This window comes from Bacteroides sp. (assembly GCF_019417265.1).
Classification (GTDB): domain Bacteria; phylum Bacteroidota; class Bacteroidia; order Bacteroidales; family Bacteroidaceae; genus Phocaeicola.
Genome location: NZ_DXVR01000011.1, coordinates 1 through 19,184 on the forward strand (window position 1 = coordinate 1; position 19,184 = coordinate 19,184).

Sequence of the window (19,184 nt, forward strand, 5' to 3'; positions counted from 1 at the left end):
ATATAATATGTATAGGTAAACAAGAAACGATTGAGGGAAGACCTCCGATGTTATATACAATAAATCCACAATTAGGATATTTTATTGGTGTAGATATCAAATATAATTATATAAGAATAGGTCTTGTTGATTTTAGTGGAAGCATATTGTCTATACAAAATATTCAATATACATATGAGAATACAAGTAAAAGTCTTAATGATTTTTGCTTGAAAATACAGAACTTCATAAGGGAAAGTAAAGTTAATAGTACACTTATTATCAACATTCAAATAAATATATCAGGTAGGGTAGATCCTAAACAAGGAATAAGCTATACAATGTTTTCTTTTTTAGAGGATCCTATAGCTGAAGTACTTGAATATAAGTTGGGACATCCTGTAACAATAGAGAATGATACTCGTTCGATGTTTTATGGGGAAATATATAAAGGATGCGTAAAAGGACAAAAAGATATTATATATATAAATGTTGGTTGGGGATTAGGCTCTTCATTGATGGTTGATGGTCATATTGTTAATGGGAAGTCTGGATTTGCCGGTGAATTTGGTCACTTTTATGCTTTTGACAATGAAATTTTGTGTCATTGTGGAAAAAAAGGATGTTTAGAGACAGAAGTTTCAGGCTCAGCTCTCTATAGAATTTGTATTGAACAAATAAAAAATGGAAAACAGTCTATCTTATCTGAAAAAATTAATAATGATGTATCTTCGATAGAACTGGAGGATATTATTCAGGCTATAAACAATGAAGATCTTTTATGTATAGAAATAATAGAAGAGATTGCTACAAAATTAGGAAAACAAGTGGCGAATCTTGTAAATCTTCTAAATCCGGAACTTATAATTGTTGGTGGAAGTTTGTCAAAAACTGGTGATTATCTTTTGTTACCTTTGAATGTAGCTATAAAAAAATATACATTGAAGATGGTTAATAAAGATTTGAATATTGCATTGTCTGAATTAAAAGATGAAGCTGGAATTGTCGGAGCTTGTTATCTTGCAAGATGCAATTATCTGAGAAATCTGAAAAATGTTGATTTGTAGAATTTTCTATAATTTATGTTGCAGAGATATCAAGGAATAGTATTATGTTCATTCAAGTATAATGATACAAAGAACATCGCCCATATCTTCACACGTGAGAATGGGCGAATGTCTTTTCTTGTACCGGTGTCACGTTCGAAGAAGCAAGGCGCGATGAGTCTTTTGTTTCAGCCTTTCGCAATGGTTGAGATAGATGCAGAAGTTCGTCCGCGTGCTTCGTTACATCCTGTCCGTGAAGCCAGATTGTGGCATATTCTCACTTCACTTCCATATGATCCATATAAATCAGGGATAGCAATGTTTCTGTCAGAGTTTCTTTTCCGTGCCTTGAAGGAAGAGGGCAGGGATGAGGCTCTTTTCTCCTATTTGGCAGGTTCGATAATGTGGCTTGACGCTTGCGAAAAAAGTTTTTCTAATTTTCATCTCGTGTTTCTCATTCGTTTGACAAGGTTTCTTGGATTGTATCCCAATACTGAAGATTATACTGAAGGTGCCTATTTCGACCTGATGAATGCATGTTTCACAATGGAGAAGCCTTTACATGGAATGTTTCTTCATCCGGAGGAATCGGCACGTATAGTGAATCTGATGCGTATGAAGTACGACAATATGCACCTGTTTGCCATGAGCCGAATGGAGAGAAACAGGTGTCTGGATATTATAAACGAATATTACCGTTTGCATCTCCCTGATTTCCCGGAACTGAAATCACTGCCTGTACTTCAGGAACTTTTTGTATAGTCATTTCTTGGTGCCCACTATAGTCGGCACCACTGCCCACTATGGTCAGCAGCACTGCCTACTATAGTCAGCAGAGCTGCCCACTATGGTCGGCACCAAGATTTTTATTTATAGCTTATCCATTTTATCATTTCCTTCAGAGAAGGTTTCTTTCCGTACATAAGTATTCCTACTCTGTAAATCTTGCCGGCCAGCCAGATGAGTGTGAAAGCCGATGCGTACAGTATAACGAGGGATACTGTGGTTTGCCACAAAGGAGCATCGAGAGATACACGTACCATAGATACTATAGGCGAAGTGAAAGGTATCATCGAGCACCATACGGCTAACGGGCCGTCGGCATTCTCGGCACTGTAGATTGCAGCATAAAGAGCAAATATCAGAAGGAATACTATAGGAGTCATAAACTGCTGGGAATCCTCGGCTTCGTTTATTGACGCACCTATGGCAGCAAATATAGAAGCATAGACCAGGTATCCGCCGATAAAATTCAGAACGAACAGTCCTCCTAAAGCAGGCAGGTTAAGATTGTTGATAGATGCCAGTATGGCGCTTGCCTCTGTTGGTTCAGGCATAGGTGCCGATGTGGCAGACATCATTATGTCCGGATTCGACATGGCTGATACACCGAACATTAGTCCCGCTACAGTGAGTATCACAGCAAGCATCACTCCCCAGATGGCAAGCTGGAGTATTCCCACAAGGCCTATACCGATGATTTTGCCTATCATGAGCTGGAACGGGCGTACTGACGAAATCATCAGTTCCACAATGCGGTTTGTTTTTTCTTCCATCACGCTCTGCATCACCATTCCGCCGTATGACATTACGAACATATATATAAGGAACGTAAGTATCATACCTGCCGCTACGGCTACTCCGGCATTCGATTCGCTCTCGCTGCCGTCGTCGCTCCACTTGATTGTGCGTATGTTGTATGTCTGGTCAAAATCGTTCATAATCCTCTGTAACTGAGGAATGTTATAGCTTATCAGCTTGTCGTGACGAATCTGCTCGTTGATGGCATTGTTCACTATGCGCGACAGGCCTTGCGGAATCTCCTTACGCGAATAGATGGCTGCTGCGTCAGGATTCTCTATCAGGTCGTCGGTGATTTCTATCACTGCGCTGTAGACGGTAGTGTCAGTACGGAATTCATCTTTCATTTCCTCTTCTGGGAAGAAAAGATACGATTCATCGTTTGCCATCATTGGGAAGTATTTCCCCGTATGGTCTATCACGGCTATGTTTTTCTGTTCATCGCTCTTCACCATAGAAAGCATCAGCGGTACGAATATCAGTGCTGCGAAGATGAAAGGCATCAGGACAGTCAGTATGATGAATGATTTCTTGCTCACGCGGTTCATGAACTCGCGCTGGATTATAATGAATGTCTTGTTCATATATTAGTTTGTGAGTTTATAAGTTCTTGAGTTTTACAGTTTGCTGTTCTCCACAGTTCTGATAAAGATTTCGTTCATCGAAGGCAGGCATTCGGAGAACGATGTAACTTCGTTTGCTGCTGCTATTGATGACAGCAACTGCGAATTGCTGATGTCGCTGCTCTTTTTGATGGTGTATATATTTTCCCCGCCTTTTTCTTCTGACGACAGAATCTCGAACATGCTGTTGGCGGACAGTTCATCTCCCATGTGGAGCCCTAACCTGTAAGTGTTGGTCTTGAACTGCGAACGGACTTCGTTCACCTCTCCCTGCAGTACCACGTGAGAGTGGTTAATCAAGGCTATGTTGTCGCATATTTCCTCTACTGATGACATATTGTGAGTGGAAAATATAATGGTGTGTCCCTGATTCTTCAGTTCTAAGATTTCTCTCTTGAGAAGTTCAGCGTTTACAGGGTCGAAACCGGAGAAGGGTTCGTCGAATATCAGCAGTTGAGGCTTGTGGAGTACGGTAATGACGAACTGCACTTTCTGCTGCATACCCTTCGATAGCTCTTCCAACTTCTTGTCCCACCACTGTGTGATTTCAAACTTGCCGAACCATTCTTTCAGGCGTTTTGTGGCTTCGCGTTTGTCCAGTCCTTTAAGCTGTGCCAGGTAGATGGCCTGTTCGCCTACTTTCATCTTCTTGTATAGTCCTCTTTCCTCAGGCAGATAGCCGATGTTGTAGATATCGTCCGGCTGTGACAGATGACCGTTGAAATAAACCTTTCCTGAGTCAGGTGCCGTAATTCTGTTTATGATTCTGATAAGTGTGGTTTTTCCGGCTCCGTTAGGTCCGAGAAGTCCGAAAACCTTTCCTTGAGGTACTTTGATACTGACACCATCGAGGGCTTTATGGTTGGCATAACATTTTACAATGTCTTGAGCTTCCAAAAAGAATTCATTCATAAGTGTTTGGTTTTGTTTCTTATAAAGAAAAACGGTATATACACGATGAACATCTTTATATTATGTCATAATGTATATACCGTTGTTTAAGAAAATAAATATTTTAACTAAAAGTATTATCCGAGGAGTTCTTTCACCTTGGCCGAGATAGCTCTTCCTTCTGCAAGGCCTGCAAGTTCTTTTGAAGCAACACCCATTACTTTTCCCATATCCTTGCCGTCTTTTGCGCCGGTACGTTCGATGATTTCTTTAAGCTTGGCTTCCAGTTCTTCTGCAGAGAGCTGTTTAGGAAGATAAGCTTCGATTACGCGTACCTGAGCCATTTCGCTTTCAGCCAGGTCTGAGCGTCCCTGACCTTCATATACGGCTGCAGAGTCTTTTCCCTGTTTTACGAGCTTCTGCATAATCTTCAGTGCGGCGTCGTCAGTCAGTGTATCATTTGCTCCCGGAGCTGTTTTAGCTTCGAGGAAGAATTTTTTTACGTTACGCAAAGTTTCAAGTTTCACTTTGTCTTTAGCCTTCATGGCTTCCTTGATATCGTTGCTTATCTGTTCAAATAAATCCATAATATGTGAGTTTTAAGTTTTTAAATATCATTCTTAGAAGAAACTGATTACCGAACTTTCATTTCCGTTGTTATCGGAAGTCTGTGCCGGAGTTTCCTGCATTGCAGCTTTCGACTGAATGCTTTCAAGCTCGCTCTTTGTTCTCTTATATGTAGGTATTGTTTCTACCATACTTATGATGTCTTCGTTGTCGAGGTCTTCCTGGCTGAACACATACAGATGGTGTCTTCTCTTTCTGTTGGTTCTCACCATGTTGGCACCGTAGTAGTTGCTTCTTCGGTCTTCCTTCTTTTGTCTTATCTCTTCCTGTTCTGCGAGTCGTTCTTCTTCCTCTCTTGTATGCTTCTGCATTACGTTGTCCATTCCCGGAACGTCCGAGATGCCGAAACCGGTAGCAAGGATAGTGAATTTGATTTTCGACTCAATAGAACTGTCTTCATAAAGTCCCCACTTGGTTTCGAAATCTTTTCCGAATTTACTCATGAAATCGTGGATTTCGTCCATTTCGTTCATCATAAGCTCGCTTGTAGGGCTGTATGTGATAACGAACAATACTTTTTTGGAATTGAAGATATCGTTGTTGTTCAGTAGTGGTGAGTTCAGGGCGTCGTTGATGGCCTTGGTTACTCTACCTTCGCCTTCACCATACCCTGTGCTCATGATGGCTACTCCACCATCTTTCAGTACAGTTTTGACATCGTTGAAGTCGAGGTTTATCTTACCTCTTAAGGTTATTATTTCAGCAATACTTTTTGCAGCTACAGACAGAGTGTCGTCGGCTCTTCCGAAAGCGTTCATTACGCTTATGTCTGAATAAACATCGCGCAGTCTTTCGTTGTTGATGACAAGCAGAGCGTCCACATGCTTGCTCATTTCCTCTACACCGTCAAGAGCCTGGTCAATTTTTTTGTTTCCCTCGAACAGGAAAGGTATGGTTACGATACCCACGGTAAGTATATCCATATCTTTGGCTGCCTTGGCAATGATTGGAGCTGCACCTGTACCTGTTCCACCACCCATACCGGCAGTGATGAAAGCCATACGGCATCCGTCGTTGAGCATATCCTTAACTTGCTCAATGCTTTCTTCAGCCGCAGCTCTTGCTCTTTCCGGACGGTTGCCGGCACCCAGACCTTCGCTACCGAGTTGTAGCTTGATTGGAACCGGCGACTCGTCCAATGCCTGATTATCGGTATTGCACACCACAAAGTTTACGTCATGAATACCTTCTCTGTACATGTGGTTTACGGCATTGCCACCACCGCCACCTACTCCTATGACTTTAATTATATGTTGTACGTCTTTCGGAAAGTCGAAAGGCATTATTGTTTCGTCTGACATATCGTTGTATAAGTTTTTAAGTTTTAAGTTTTTTAAGTTTCTGAGTTTTCTGTCTATGTTTGTTGGCCGTTGATTGTAATGGTCTGCAAACTTATAAGCTGAAAACTAACAAACTTATATCATTTTATTCCATCAAAAAGTTCTTCCGAGGCTTTGCTCATGCCTTGCTTTATCCTGTCGAAGATACTTCTTTTCTTGTTTTTCTGTGTCTTGATTATTTTTTCTTCCAAGTCTTCAATAACCATATTGCAGTCAGGAATATTGTATTTCTTTGCAGCTTCCAGTTTTTCTTTTGCCGACTTGTAGTGCTCCTTGTCTATCAGCTCGATAGCTTCTTCAAGTATCTTGTCGCACTCTTCTTTCTTCTGCTTTTCTCTTTGTTTTTCTGCCTGCAACTGAGCCTCCTTGATTGCTTTTACTCTTTCAGCTTCTTCAAGCAATCTTTTGGCTTCTTTTTCCAAAGAGTCTATTTCACGTGCTTTCGATTCGACATTCAGTGATTTAGCCTTTGCCAAAATCTCAAGAGCTTCTGTGTAGCTTCTGCTAAGTATTAACTGTGAGGCTGTGATTACCAATTGGTGGCATTCCTTAGTGTAGTCAGGCTTTTCCGGTTCAACGATTTCTACCTGAATATCATTATTCAAATCCTCATTGGTCTGATTTTCTTCGTTCTCAGGTTTTTCTTCATTTTCCTGAGGTTTTGTATCTTCGTTGAAGTCTAACTGATGGCCTTTTCTCGGGTCAATTCTGCAGCAATTCTCTTCACCCGATAGAAGTATTCCGATAAGTGTGTTCGACTTTCCATCTTTCGGCAGGCTGACATTTCCAAACAGGTTTGTTTCGCCGGTATGGGCTATTCTTACTTTCTCAAACTTTGTAATGTTTGTTATTGCCTTGTCGATATTAGGCATGTTTGAAACACCACCGGTTATAACAATTCCTGCCATCAGACTGTCACTGTAGTTTGAAAGCTTTATTTGGTTGAACACATTGGTTATTATTTCATTAACTCTGGCTTCCACTATATCCTCAAGTGTTCTTGACATGATTGAGCACTTTCCGTCTATAGTATATTCAGAGTCTTGAACTTCCTCACCTTCTTTATGTTCTGTATATGCCGAAGCATATCTTATTTTTATAAGTTCGGCATCATCTTCTTCTATTTGTTGGCTGCAAATGTCCTTTGTTATGTTGTTTCCTCCCAAAGGAATTACGCATGCATGACGAAGTATATTGTTTTTGTAGATGGCAACAGTAGTAGTAGCTGCTCCGAAATCTATGAGAGCACATCCAGACCTTTTTTCGTTCGTCGTAAGTACAGTGTCGGCAGTTGCCATTGGAGATATTGTAAATCCGGCAATTTCATATCCTGTGTGCGAAAGACATTGTCTTATGTTCTGTTTTACAGAGGGGAGGGCTATTATGTTAAGATAGTTCCCTTCTATATTGCTCGCTGTTGTACCTACAGGCTCAGTCAGAAGGTTATTCCCTACTTTATATTCTTGTGGCTCAACAGCTAATATTTCATAATCCAAAAGCGGAGTTTCCATGTTGGCCTGCATCATACTGTCGATGATGGCCTGTGATATTCTTGTATCGTCTGCTAACTGCCTTGACTCTGTATTCTTGATGCTTCTGAGTGACAATCCTCCGATACCTATATATACCTTCTTGATTCCTGCTTGAAGTTTGTTTTCAAGATCCTTAATAACAGAAGTCAATTTTTGTGTGGTCTTGTCCAAATTATATATGACTCCTTTTTTAATACAATCATCAGACTTTTCTGACGAATGCGCCAAAATATTTACGCTTCCGTCGGCATTCTTTTTGCCTGCTATGCCTGAAATATCAGTCGAACCAAGTTCTATTGCTACTATGAAATCTGTTGCTGCCATATCTTGTTACTTCTTTTTTGTGCAAATTATCTGGTTGTTGAATTCAACGCTTATACGTTCATATTTGTTCCATCCCACTTTGTTCAGCCCTTCCGTGTAGAATGCTTTCAGCTTTCTGAACTTTGTTTCATACATTTCCGGTTTCCCGATGAAGAGAATGTGGTCGCCAACTCTCGGAACAAGTTCTATCTCCTGCTTGTTTGTTACATTTATCTGTTCTATCTGAGCTTTCCAGAAATCGTCAGACTGCAGGAATTTAGCTAATTCGAACAGCTTTTCCTGAGCGAATTTTCTGTCAATGTAACCGGTGGCTATAGCCACATGTACCGGTTTCCCGTTGGCCTTCATAGCCTTTCCTTCGCTGTCTATGTAATAATTGTCACCGTTACTGCTCATTACTCTCATAAGAGGGATTCTCTGGTATAAATCTATTTTTACTTTTCCGGCTGCAGTAATGTAACATTCTACGTCTTTGATAAATGGATTTTTCTCCAAAAGAAGTTCCATCTTTCGTGTATTGATGTCTTTTTGTTTGACATCAACGGGTAACAGCTTTTCCCGTTTTAGAGAATTTTCTATGTCCCTGATTGTGATGAAACCATAGTCTGTATCGTCCATTATCTCCAATTCCATACCCTTGCAAGTCCTTTCCAAAGGCTTTGCATTGAATACAGTTATTGCCAACACTAGATAAACCGATGTTGCAATAAGTCCCAAGAGTATGAAAATTCGTTTTATCATTTATTCTTCAGTGTATTACATATTTGTGGTACCATGTTCTCAATATCTCCTGCACCAAGAGTTATGAGTACTTCTATATTCTTCTTAGACAGAATATCTGTCAATTCGTCCTTGCTGCACATTACTGCCGATGAAACATTCTCGAGATTGTCGAATATAAGGCGGCTTGTCACTCCTTCGATAGGAAGTTCTCTTGCAGGGTATATGTCAAGCAGGACAACTTCGTCTGCTAACGAGAGGCTTGAAGCAAATTCCTTATAGAAATCTCTGGTACGGGTAAACAAGTGAGGCTGGAACACCACTGTAACCTTCTTTCCGGGATATAATGCCTTGATTGAAGAAATGCTTTGTCTGATTTCTGCCGGATGATGTGCGTAATCGCTTAAGAATACCAGATTATCTTCCTTTATCTTGAAATCAAACCTTCTGTCAACTCCTCCGAATGTAGGCATTGACGTTTTTATCTCTTCGTTAGTAACTCCGGATATTTGTGCCAAAGCCATTGCAGCTACTCCGTTCTCGATGTTTACATATACCGGGACACCTAACTGGATGTCGTTTATATTGCCAAATGGAGAAACATAGTCAAAAATGATTTCGCCATTTCCTATTCTGATATTTTCGGCTCTGAAGTCTCCTTCGCCTATACCATAGGTAAGAACCTTAACACTTTCTTGTACCCTTGGTGTCAGTTCTATTCCTTTTTTAGCTATCAGGTAACCTCCGGGAACAATTAGTGATGTATATTTATTGAAACTTTCCAAATATGCTTCTCTTGTTCCGTATATGTCAAGATGGTCTGAATCTACAGCAGTTACTACAGTAGCAAAGGGTGTCAACCAATGGAATGATCTGTCAAACTCGTCAGCCTCTATTACTACATATTCACTTTTATCAGAAAGCAGTAAATTTGTCTTATAGTTCTTTGATATACCTCCTAAAAAGGCATTGCATCCCACGTGTGACTGATGCAGCAGATGCGCAACCATGGTTGATGTAGTTGTCTTTCCGTGTGTACCGGCTACGCACAAACCTTTCTCTGTTTGTGTAATCATTCCCAATACCTGTGCACGTTTCAGAATCTCAAAACCATTTTCTCTGAAATACACAAGTTCTTTATGTTCCTGAGGTATAGCCGGAGTGTAAACAACCAAAGTATCATCCTTGCTTTTACATTCTGCCGGAATAAGATTTGCATCCTCCTCGTAATGTATATATGCACCTTCTTCAATCAATTTCTCTGTCAGCTCGCTCGGCGTACGGTCGTAGCCGGCCACTTTCTTGCCTTTTGACAAGAAGTAACGAACCAAGGCACTCATTCCGATACCTCCGGCACCAATGAAATAAACCGATTTTATAGAATTAATGTTCATGTTCCTTTTTATATTTTTCAGCCAACTTGCATACTTCCTGTGCTATTATATCTGCAGAATTGTGGAAAGCAAGTTTTTTTATGTTTGTACTCAGTGCTTCCAGTTTTGCTTCATCGCCTGCCAATTCAATGGCTGTCTTTATAAGCTTTTCTTCAGCTTCCGAATCTTTTATGTATATGGCTGCATCTTTGTCTACAAGTGCCATTGCATTCTTTGTCTGATGGTCTTCTGCAACATTTGGCGATGGAACCAGTATTACAGGCTTTCCTAAAAGACAGAATTCTGATATCGAACCGGCTCCGGCACGGCTGACAACCAGGTCGGCTGCCGTGTATGCGGCATTCATATCAGAGATGAAATCTGTAGTGTGCAGCATCTCAGGACTTCCGGCGTTTGAATAACACTTTCGTGCTTCTTCAATGTAGAATTTTCCGGTCTGCCATATAAACTGTACTCCGGACTGTTTGATATCATTCAAGGCATGCATTACACAGTTGTTTAGTGTTCTTGCTCCAAGACTTCCACCGACAATCAATATTGTTTTCTTGTTCGGGTCAAGACCAAAGCTCTTTATCGCTTCTTCTTTTGACATTTTGCAGTCTAAAAGTCCTTGTCTTACAGGATTACCTGTCATGATGATTTTATTCTTGTCGAAGAACCTTTCCATGCCCGGGTAAGCTACACATATTTTTTCTGCTTTTGCGGCCAATAGCTTGTTGGTTACTCCTGCATATGAATTCTGTTCCTGAATCAATGTAGGAATCCCCATTGCTCCAGCCATCTTCAGTGTAGGACCGCTTGCATATCCTCCAACACCGACAGCTACGTGCGGATTGAAGTCTTTGATAATCTTGCGTGCCATCATCTGGCTTCTGATGAGCTTTATAATGACTGAAAAGTTCTTTAGAAGATTTTTTCTGTCGAATCCCGCTACAGGTAAACCTATGATTTTATATCCTGCAGCTGGTACCCTTTGCATTTCCATTCTGCCTTCTGCACCGACAAAGAGAATCTCAGCATCCGGGCGTATTGCTTTTATTGCATTAGCTATGGACAGGGCAGGGAATATATGGCCTCCTGTTCCTCCACCGCTAATAATTATATGTAGATTATCACTCATATCTCGTCCTATTTGTTTTTATTTTTCGCAAAGATATCAATAAACTTCAAAAAAAGATAGAATAATAGTAAATTAATAAGTTTATATTACTATATAACAACTTTTTAGTTCGTTTCTTTATCTCTATCTTTTTCTGCTAATTTCAATGCAGCATTTTTAAGTATGGATATGGCTGCATCATGCAGTTGCGCTTCTTTCAGGGCTTCCTCTTCTTCTTTTTGGGCTTGCAGTTCATATACATGGCGGCTGATGCTCAATATTATACCGATATATACGGAATTTATAAGTATGGATGTACCTCCTTTACTTATAAGCGGTAAAGGTTGACCGGTAACAGGAATAATTCCAACAGCTACAAGCATATTGAACATAGCCTGTATGGACAGAAGTACACCTATTCCCATGATAAGCAGGGCATAATACGATTCGTCGCACCCCCTGGCTATTTTCCCTATTCTGAGAAGAAGTACGATGTACAGCAATGCCACAAATGCCCCTCCCACTAATCCAAGTTCTTCTATGATAATGGCATAAATAAAGTCGGAGAATGCTTGTGAAAGGAAGTCTCTTTGGACACTGTTTCCAGGACCTTTTCCTAAGATGTTACTGGTTGCTATTGCTATGTTTGCGTGAGCTACCTGCGCGTCATTGTCAATATCAAATTTGGCAGCCGGAACTTGTGCCTGATTGAAATGGTTATCAAGACGACTCTTCCATGTTGTAAAACGGTGTAGTCCTATAGCATCCCAAGCCTGATTCGGAATGAATTTGATAGCTCCGATAGACAAGACTAAACCTAAAGTACATATTCCAACAAGTTTTCCTAATTGTTGCATTGGCACTCTTCCTATGAACATCATTACAAATACAGTGGCACACAGCAATGCAGCTGTTGACAGGTTCTCTGATATTATCAGGAATACAGTTATACCGGTCAGGAATAAGATATATTTGAATGCCTTTTTGTCCGTTCCTTCTTCTCTCTGGAATTTTGCCAATATAATAGATACTGATATTATAAGCGCCATTTTTGCAACTTCAGAAGGCTGGAACTGGAAAAATCCAAGGTCTATCCATCTCCTGGCACCATTAGTCATGGCTCCTTGTATTAATACGACCAGCAATAAAGCCCATGAAACAGGCAGCAGCATATTTAGTTTTTTGAACCACCTGCATGGCATGAGGTGTGTAAAGAAGACTATGATGGTACCTGCCATGATAAGAGTTATATGAGATGTTATAGGACGCCAGTGGTCACCCGACTTGAAAGTAAGTGTACTTGATGCGCTGAACACCTCAATAATTGATATAAGGCAGAATAACATGAATATAATCCATATTATCCTGTCACCTTTGAATAGTTTCTTAAGCAAATCCATCTTGAATTCAGATTATAGTTTTCTTACACAGTTCTTGAATTGTTCTCCTCTGTCTTCGTAGCTTTTAAACAGGTCGAAACTTGCGCAGCATGGACTCAGCAGAACAGTTTCACCATCCTTTGCCATCTTATATGCCGCGTCTACAGCATCTTCCATACTCTTTACATCAGCTATAGGAAGACCGAAACTGCCAAAGAATTCATGAAGCTTCTCGTTATGAAGTCCCATAAAGATAAGTCCGCTGCATTTTTCTTTTACGAGGTCGGCTATCTCGTTGTAGTCATTACCTTTGTCTTTACCGCCAAGAATGAGAATCGTTTTTGTTGTCATACTTTGCAGTGCATACCAGCAGGAATTTACATTAGTCGCTTTTGAGTCATTGATATATTCTACTCCTTTTACCCTTGCTACCTTTTCAAGTCTGTGTTCTACACCCTTAAAGTCGCTTAGTGCTTCTCTTATACATTCTTTTTTGATTCCGGCAATATTTGCTGATATTCCGGCAGCCATTGAATTGAACAGGTTATGCTTTCCTGTAAGAGCCAGTTCCTCCTGTTCCATATTGAAAGCTATTGGTTCGGTGAAGCATATTTTTTTTTCTTGTACATATGCCACAGTTCCTTCTTCTTTGGTTTCGGCGAATGGATAATAATGGCCATGGATACCGTACTTGTGTAATTCACGTTGTATCACAGGGTCGTCATTCCAGAAAATGAAGGCATCGTTTTCTGTCTGGTTCTGAATTATCCTGAACTTGGCATCTACATAGTTCTGCATCTTGTATTCGTATCTGTCAAGATGGTCTGGTGTGATATTCATCAGGACTGCAATATTGGCATGGAAATCGTACATGTTGTCAAGCTGGAAACTGCTCAGCTCAATAACATAATAGTCATAATTGCATTCTGCCACCTGATATGCAAGACTCTGTCCGATGTTTCCGGCAAGTCCTACATTCATACCGGCCTTTTTGAATATATGGTATATCAGCGAAGTAGTGGTAGTTTTACCATTGCTTCCGGTGATACATATCATCTTGGCATTAGTGTATCTTCCGGCGAATTCTATTTCAGATATTATAGGAATGTTCTTTTCCTTAATCTTCAATATCATAGGTGCATCGTTAGGTATTCCGGGGCTTTTGATAACCTCGTCTGCATTAAGTATAAGTTCTTCTGTGTGCTTCCCTTCTTCCCAAGCAATACCCTTGCTGTCAAGCATATACTTATACTTGTCCTTAATCATTGACATATCCGATACGAATGTGTCAAAACCTTTCTTCTTTGCCAGTACGGCAGCTCCCGCTCCGCTTTCTCCGGCTCCTAAAATGACAATTCTTTTTGCCATGGTAAAAACAGTTTTATCTTATTTTTAATGTTATTATCGTTATTGCAGCCAGGACTATTGTTACTATCCAGAATCTTACGGTAATTTTTGATTCGTGGAACACGCTTTTAGGTCCTGTAAATATGTATGAACAATTAGGGTCGAGCTGTGCCATAGTTGTTCTGAAGTGGTCATGTATAGGTGCTCTTTTGAAAACCCTCTGTTTGATGCCTTTTTTCTTTCCTCTCTGGAAATACTTAACTTGCAGTATTACTGACAGGTTTTCTACGAGGAAGACTCCGCACAGTATTGGGATGAGCAATTCCTTATGTATTATTATAGCGAAAACGGCTATGATTCCGCCTATTGTCAGACTGCCTGTATCTCCCATGAATACTTGTGCCGGGAATGCATTATACCACAGAAAACCTATCAGGGCACCTATGAATGCACAAATGAAGATAACGAGTTCTTCGCTTCCCGGTATAAACATTATATTAAGGTAGGATGCATATTCAATATGACTTGACACATAGGCTAATATTCCCAAGGTCACACCTATTATAGCCGAGTTGCCGGCTGTCATTCCGTCCATACCGTCGTTGAGGTTTGCACCGTTTGAAACGGCTGTTACTACAAAAATGGTTATTATTACAAATACCACCCATCCGGCAGACTGTGCATGCTTGCCTAAGAAACCGACGAAATCGGCATAGTCAAGATTATTGTTCTTGAAAAACGGAATAGTGGTTTTTGTGGACTTTTCGTTTTGTACTTTATGAATTACATCAACTACTTCTCCGTCTTTCTGTATCTCAACATTCTCGCGTATCACTACATCCGGGCTTAGGTAAAGTGTAAGTCCGACTATGAATCCCAAGCCTACCTGACCTATGATTTTGAACTTGCCGTGCAGACCTTCCTTGTCTTTTTTGAAAACTTTTATGTAATCGTCAAGGAATCCGAGCGTTCCCAACCATATAGTTGTTATCAGCATGAGTATCATATAGACATTATGCAACTTTCCCAACAGCAGACAAGGTATCAGTATGGCTACTATGATTATGATACCGCCCATTGTCGGAACACCCTTTTTATTTACATTGAAAGGGTCAATAGATGCATCTCTTTGTATCTCTGTTATTTGCTTCTTTTTCAGCTTGTTTATAAAATACTCACCAAATATGGCTGAGATAAGCAGCGACAGTATTACGGCCATGAGTGCTCTGAAAGATACGTAGCCGAACATCCTTGCTCCCGGAAAATCAAATTGCTCTAAATAATTGAATAGATAATATAACATTAGTCCTGTCTTTTTATTTACTTAGGAGTTTGAATCATTGGAAATCAGCCGAGAAATATTTCTCTAACTACTTCTTTGTCGTCATAATGGTGTTTCACTCCCTTTATATCCTGATAATTCTCGTGTCCTTTACCGGCTATTAGTATAACATCACCCTGATTGGCCAGCATACATGCTGTGCGTATTGCCTCTTTTCTGTCTGTTATAGCCAGTACCTTCTTCATTTCTTCTTTATTTAGTCCGGCAAGCATATCATTGATGATGTCCTGTGGCTCTTCAAAGCGTGGATTGTCTGATGTTATAATGACTTTGTCGCTTTGCTTTACAGATTCCTGTGCCATCAATGGCCTTTTACCTTTATCTCTGTTTCCGCCTGCGCCAACTACTGTAATAACTTTTCCTCGTCCTTTTAGTACATCATGTATGGCGTTGAGTACGTTAACCAAAGCATCAGGTGTATGAGCATAATCAACTATGGCAGTGTAACCTTGTGGTGAACGCATTGAGTCAAAACGTCCGCTCACCGGTTTCAGAACACTTAGCTGTAGCAGAATATCTTCAGCTTTCTTGCCAAGCATATATGCGGCTCCATAAACCGCAAGCAGGTTATAAGCATTGAATCGGCCGATAAACTGTACATTTACCTCCGTATTGTTTATATCCATCAGCATACCTTCAAATCCGTCTTCCAGTACTTTACCTTTAAAGTCGGCCATAGTCCTCAGAGAATAGGTTGCTACCTTAGCTTTAGTGTTTTGTACCATTACCATTCCGTTTTTGTCGTCGGCGTTGGTAAGTGCAAAAGCCGTCTTTGGAAGTCCGTCAAAAAATGCTTTTTTCGCTTTCAGGTAATTTTCTACAGTCTTGTGGTAGTCCAAATGGTCTCTTGTTAGATTTGTAAAGATACCTCCTGCAAATTTAAGTCCACCGATTCTTTTCTGTGCAACAGAGTGTGAACTGACTTCCATGAAAGCATATTTGCAACCTTCGTCGGCCATTCTTCCCAAAAGCTTGTTTAGTGTGATAGAATCTGGTGTAGTATGCTCTGTCGGGATAGCTTCTCCGTCGATGTAATTGCATACAGTTGATATAAGTCCTACCTTATATCCGAAGGCTCTGAACATATTATATAATAAGGTGGCAATAGTGGTTTTGCCGTTTGTTCCTGTCACACCTACAAGGTCAAGCTTCTCGGTCGGATTACCGTAGAATGTTGTTGCTATTTTTCCGACAGCATCTTCTGTATCGCTTATTGTTACATAAGTTACATCCTCAACTGTAGTTCCCGGCAGTTTCTCGCATATAATGGTCTTAGCTCCAAGTTCAATAGCTTTTCCTATATAGTTGTGTCCGTCGGCCTGAGTCCCTTTTATTGCAATAAATGCATTGCCTTCCTTTATGTTTCTGGAGTCGATTTCTATTCCGTTTACATTAGTTTCTTCATTACCGACAATTTCATATTTACCGGCAAGTTTCAGTAAATCTTTTAGAATCATAGATATCTGTTTTTAGTTCTTTAATGTTTTAAAGTCAATGTTATTGTTTGTCCTTTTCTGGCAGTGCTGCCTGGAGTTATACTCTGAGATACGACCTTGCCCATACCGTTCAGCCTAACCCTCAAACCTTTTTCTTCAAGCAGAAACACAGCATCTTTGGCTCCCATACCCCTGACATTGGGGACAAGCTTTTCATTAAGATTGATTTCGCTTAACCGTATGTTGTTGCTTTCGCTTGAAGCTTTGCACCATTCAATCTCACTTCCCGGCTCATTGTAATTGATATCTAATTCGCTAAGAATACGAGTCGTTTCGTGAACATTCCCATTCTTGGTGTCGGGAATCATTACGGAAGTAGAATCCTTTGCCTGTGCCAAGTCAAAGAACAGATATTTTGCATATACTCGTTCTGCAATCTTGCTGAATACGCTACCTGCCTGTACACCTCCTGAAGGGCTCGCTTTAGGAGCCTGTATAGCAACGTAGCAACTGTACATAGGCTTCTCCGAAGGGAAATATCCGCAGAAACTTACAAGGTGTTTGGTCCCTCCGCTTTTATATCCGGCTTTTCCTTGTGAAATCTGTGCAGTACCTGTTTTACCTGATACGCTGAAAAGCTTGCTTCCGGCCGGTTTCGCAAGTCCGTTGGCTACAACGCTTTTTAGTATCATCTGTATCTGCTCGAGGGTATTGTCCGAACATATCTGTTCATTAATTACTTCAGTCGGGAAATCCTTTATAGTGTTTCCATCCTTTGTTATAGCTTTTACAAACTTCGGTTTTACCATTTTCCCATTGTTGGCTATGGCATTGTAGAAGTTCAATATGTAGATTGGCGGAATCTGTGTTTCGTAACCAATGCTCATCCATGGCAGTGTAGTCTTGGCAAAATATCTGTCTTTCGGACCTAATATTCTTGGACTGGCCTCGCCTGCGAAGCCAAGTTCCAATGGAGTGTCAATACTCATCCTTTTAAGTCCGTCTATGAATTTTTGCGGATTGTCTCCATAAAATTTGTCTATTATCTTTGATACACCGATGTTAGATGAAACTTCAAGGATTTTTGTTACGTCTATTACTCCATAACCTCCCTTATACCAGTTCCAGTCTCTCATCTTACTGCCATGCATGTTTACAATACCCTGTTCGGTGTCTACCTCATAATCAGGAGTGATGTATCCGTCTTCCATTGCCACCATAATAGAGGTTGTCTTGAATGTTGAACCAGGCTCCATAAGGTTGCTTACTGCCAAGTTTCTCATTTCGTAGTATTTCCCGTCGCCGGCTCTTGTCATATTGACATTAGCCTTTACTTCTCCTGTCTTGACTTCCATTACAATAGCTACACCGGCCTCTGCTTCGAGATTGGTTAATTGGTCTACGAGAGCTTTTTCGGCAATATCCTGCATGTCAACATCAATTGTTGTTATAAGGTCGCATCCGTCTACAGGCTCTTTGTCCACAATGTTAAGATACATGTTTCTTACTTTCTGCCTGTGAGTGATTCCTACTTCTCCTTTCAGGAACTTGTCGTATGTAAGTTCCAGGCCATTTTTTGCACCTAAGGCGGTGTCAGGATATAAATCTCCCAATGTTCTCATCGCCAATGAACCGAAAGGTTTCTTTCTTTGGTTGTATGCAAGCTCGTGAAGTCCGCTTGTATATCTGTTCAGACATAATACTGGAAGCTTCTTTACTTCTTTGTATTCTATGTATGAGATTCTTTTTGGATATAGCAGATAATTTCTACTTCCTAATTTTCTTCCTCTTAAGATAGTCTTTCTGAATTCTGCAGCACTTTTGTCCGGAAAGATTTTGTGAAGCCCTTCGCAAATTTCTTGCAGGTGGTTCATCAGCATAGTATCTTTCTTCACCCCACCGGCTTTGAAGTCCATGTATATTCTGAATTCGGGCAGGCTGCTGGCCATAAGTTTTCCGTCTGCAGAGATTATATTGCCTCTTGTCGGAAATACTATGACATTCTCTCTCACAAATCTGTCTGCCACATCTTTCCAGTACTGTCTTTCTGCAAACATAATAATGCCGGCCTTTACGATTACTGCAATGGCCAAAAGAGCCATTATCAGAACGAAAAAGGTATATCTAAGAGTAATATTCTTATGTCCGGGTATCATCAGTAATCCTCCTTTATCAAATATGGTGGTTGTGCCGAAGTCGCAATAGGCGTTTCTTTTTCCGAAATATAGGTTTCTATTCTTGACTGTCGGCTTTTTTCTGTCAGCTCGGAAGAAATGGTCAGGGCATCGTATTTGATATCTGTCAGCTCTTTTTTGAGTTTGTCTATCTCAATCATTTCTCTTTGGCTGGAATATCTGTTGTCGATATATACAATGGTCAGTACCACAATCAGGCACAACAGGTTAATCTGCCTTTTAAAGAAATCATGGGCCAGAATATCACCTCCAAGAATACTCTTCCATGTGATACCGGAATTCTTATGCTCGTTGTTTGAATAATCTTTGTTACCCATATTTTTTTACTG

At 40.4% G+C, this 19,184-nt stretch carries 16 protein-coding genes; 2 read left to right on the forward strand and 14 right to left on the reverse strand.

The features are described from left to right. Both QZ379_RS02630 and recO read left to right on the forward strand, forming a co-directional pair. The coding region (locus QZ379_RS02630; protein ID WP_291558035.1) for an ROK family protein at positions 1-1,046 on the forward strand (1,046 nt) is incomplete at its 5' end. 15 nt (positions 1,047-1,061) lie between these two features. Beyond that, positions 1,062-1,787, forward strand: a complete 726-nt coding sequence (recO, locus tag QZ379_RS02635) for a DNA repair protein RecO (protein WP_291558038.1) — start codon at positions 1,062-1,064, stop codon at positions 1,785-1,787. 104 nt (positions 1,788-1,891) lie between these two features. Here recO and QZ379_RS02640 read toward each other — a convergent pair whose 3' ends face one another. From QZ379_RS02640 to QZ379_RS02705, 14 genes are all read right to left on the reverse strand, one after another. Next, complete coding sequence (locus QZ379_RS02640) at positions 1,892-3,190, reverse strand: ABC transporter permease (RefSeq protein ID WP_291558042.1); 1,299 nt, start codon at positions 3,188-3,190, stop codon at positions 1,892-1,894. Positions 3,191-3,223: 33 nt separating this feature from the next. Next, on the reverse strand, positions 3,224-4,141 hold the full coding sequence (locus QZ379_RS02645; protein ID WP_291558045.1) for an ABC transporter ATP-binding protein: 918 nt from the start codon (positions 4,139-4,141) through the stop codon (positions 3,224-3,226). Between the two features lie 116 nt (positions 4,142-4,257). Further along, positions 4,258-4,707 carry a GatB/YqeY domain-containing protein gene (locus QZ379_RS02650; protein WP_291558047.1) on the reverse strand — a complete coding sequence of 150 codons (450 nt, stop codon included), beginning with the start codon at positions 4,705-4,707 and terminating at the stop codon, positions 4,258-4,260. Positions 4,708-4,740: 33 nt separating this feature from the next. Further along, positions 4,741-6,048, reverse strand: coding sequence for a cell division protein FtsZ (ftsZ, locus tag QZ379_RS02655; protein ID WP_291558049.1), 1,308 nt, complete (start codon positions 6,046-6,048; stop codon positions 4,741-4,743). A gap of 119 nt (positions 6,049-6,167) precedes the next feature. Continuing rightward, a complete protein-coding gene (gene ftsA, locus QZ379_RS02660; RefSeq protein ID WP_291558052.1) occupies positions 6,168-7,943 on the reverse strand; it encodes a cell division protein FtsA in 1,776 nt (591 codons plus the stop codon). A 6-nt stretch (positions 7,944-7,949) separates the two neighbouring features. After that, positions 7,950-8,684 (reverse strand): cell division protein FtsQ, encoded by a 735-nt coding sequence (locus QZ379_RS02665; protein WP_291558055.1) that lies wholly within the window; start codon positions 8,682-8,684, stop codon positions 7,950-7,952. After that, entirely contained in the window at positions 8,681-10,057 is a 1,377-nt protein-coding gene (locus tag QZ379_RS02670; protein ID WP_291558058.1) for a Mur ligase family protein, read from the reverse strand. The genes QZ379_RS02665 and QZ379_RS02670 overlap by 4 nt, the downstream gene beginning before the upstream one ends. Further along, complete coding sequence (gene murG, locus QZ379_RS02675) at positions 10,047-11,177, reverse strand: undecaprenyldiphospho-muramoylpentapeptide beta-N-acetylglucosaminyltransferase (RefSeq protein ID WP_291558061.1); 1,131 nt, start codon at positions 11,175-11,177, stop codon at positions 10,047-10,049. The genes QZ379_RS02670 and murG overlap by 11 nt, the downstream gene beginning before the upstream one ends. Before the next feature lie 104 nt (positions 11,178-11,281). Beyond that, on the reverse strand, positions 11,282-12,556 hold the full coding sequence (locus tag QZ379_RS02680) for an FtsW/RodA/SpoVE family cell cycle protein (protein ID WP_291558065.1): 1,275 nt from the start codon (positions 12,554-12,556) through the stop codon (positions 11,282-11,284). 12 nt (positions 12,557-12,568) lie between these two features. Continuing rightward, positions 12,569-13,903, reverse strand: coding sequence for a UDP-N-acetylmuramoyl-L-alanine--D-glutamate ligase (gene murD, locus QZ379_RS02685; RefSeq protein WP_291558070.1), 1,335 nt, complete (start codon positions 13,901-13,903; stop codon positions 12,569-12,571). 13 nt (positions 13,904-13,916) lie between these two features. After that, positions 13,917-15,185 (reverse strand): phospho-N-acetylmuramoyl-pentapeptide-transferase, encoded by a 1,269-nt coding sequence (locus QZ379_RS02690; RefSeq protein WP_291558073.1) that lies wholly within the window; start codon positions 15,183-15,185, stop codon positions 13,917-13,919. 44 nt (positions 15,186-15,229) lie between these two features. Then, the gene (locus QZ379_RS02695; RefSeq protein WP_291558077.1) at positions 15,230-16,681 is read right to left on the reverse strand and encodes a UDP-N-acetylmuramoyl-L-alanyl-D-glutamate--2,6-diaminopimelate ligase; all 1,452 of its coding nucleotides are present in this window, start codon (positions 16,679-16,681) and stop codon (positions 15,230-15,232) included. 20 nt (positions 16,682-16,701) lie between these two features. Further along, positions 16,702-18,816, reverse strand: coding sequence for a penicillin-binding protein (locus tag QZ379_RS02700; RefSeq protein ID WP_291558080.1), 2,115 nt, complete (start codon positions 18,814-18,816; stop codon positions 16,702-16,704). Beyond that, complete coding sequence (locus QZ379_RS02705; RefSeq protein ID WP_291558084.1) at positions 18,816-19,172, reverse strand: FtsL-like putative cell division protein; 357 nt, start codon at positions 19,170-19,172, stop codon at positions 18,816-18,818. The genes QZ379_RS02700 and QZ379_RS02705 overlap by 1 nt, the downstream gene beginning before the upstream one ends. Positions 19,173-19,184 lie beyond the last annotated feature (12 nt).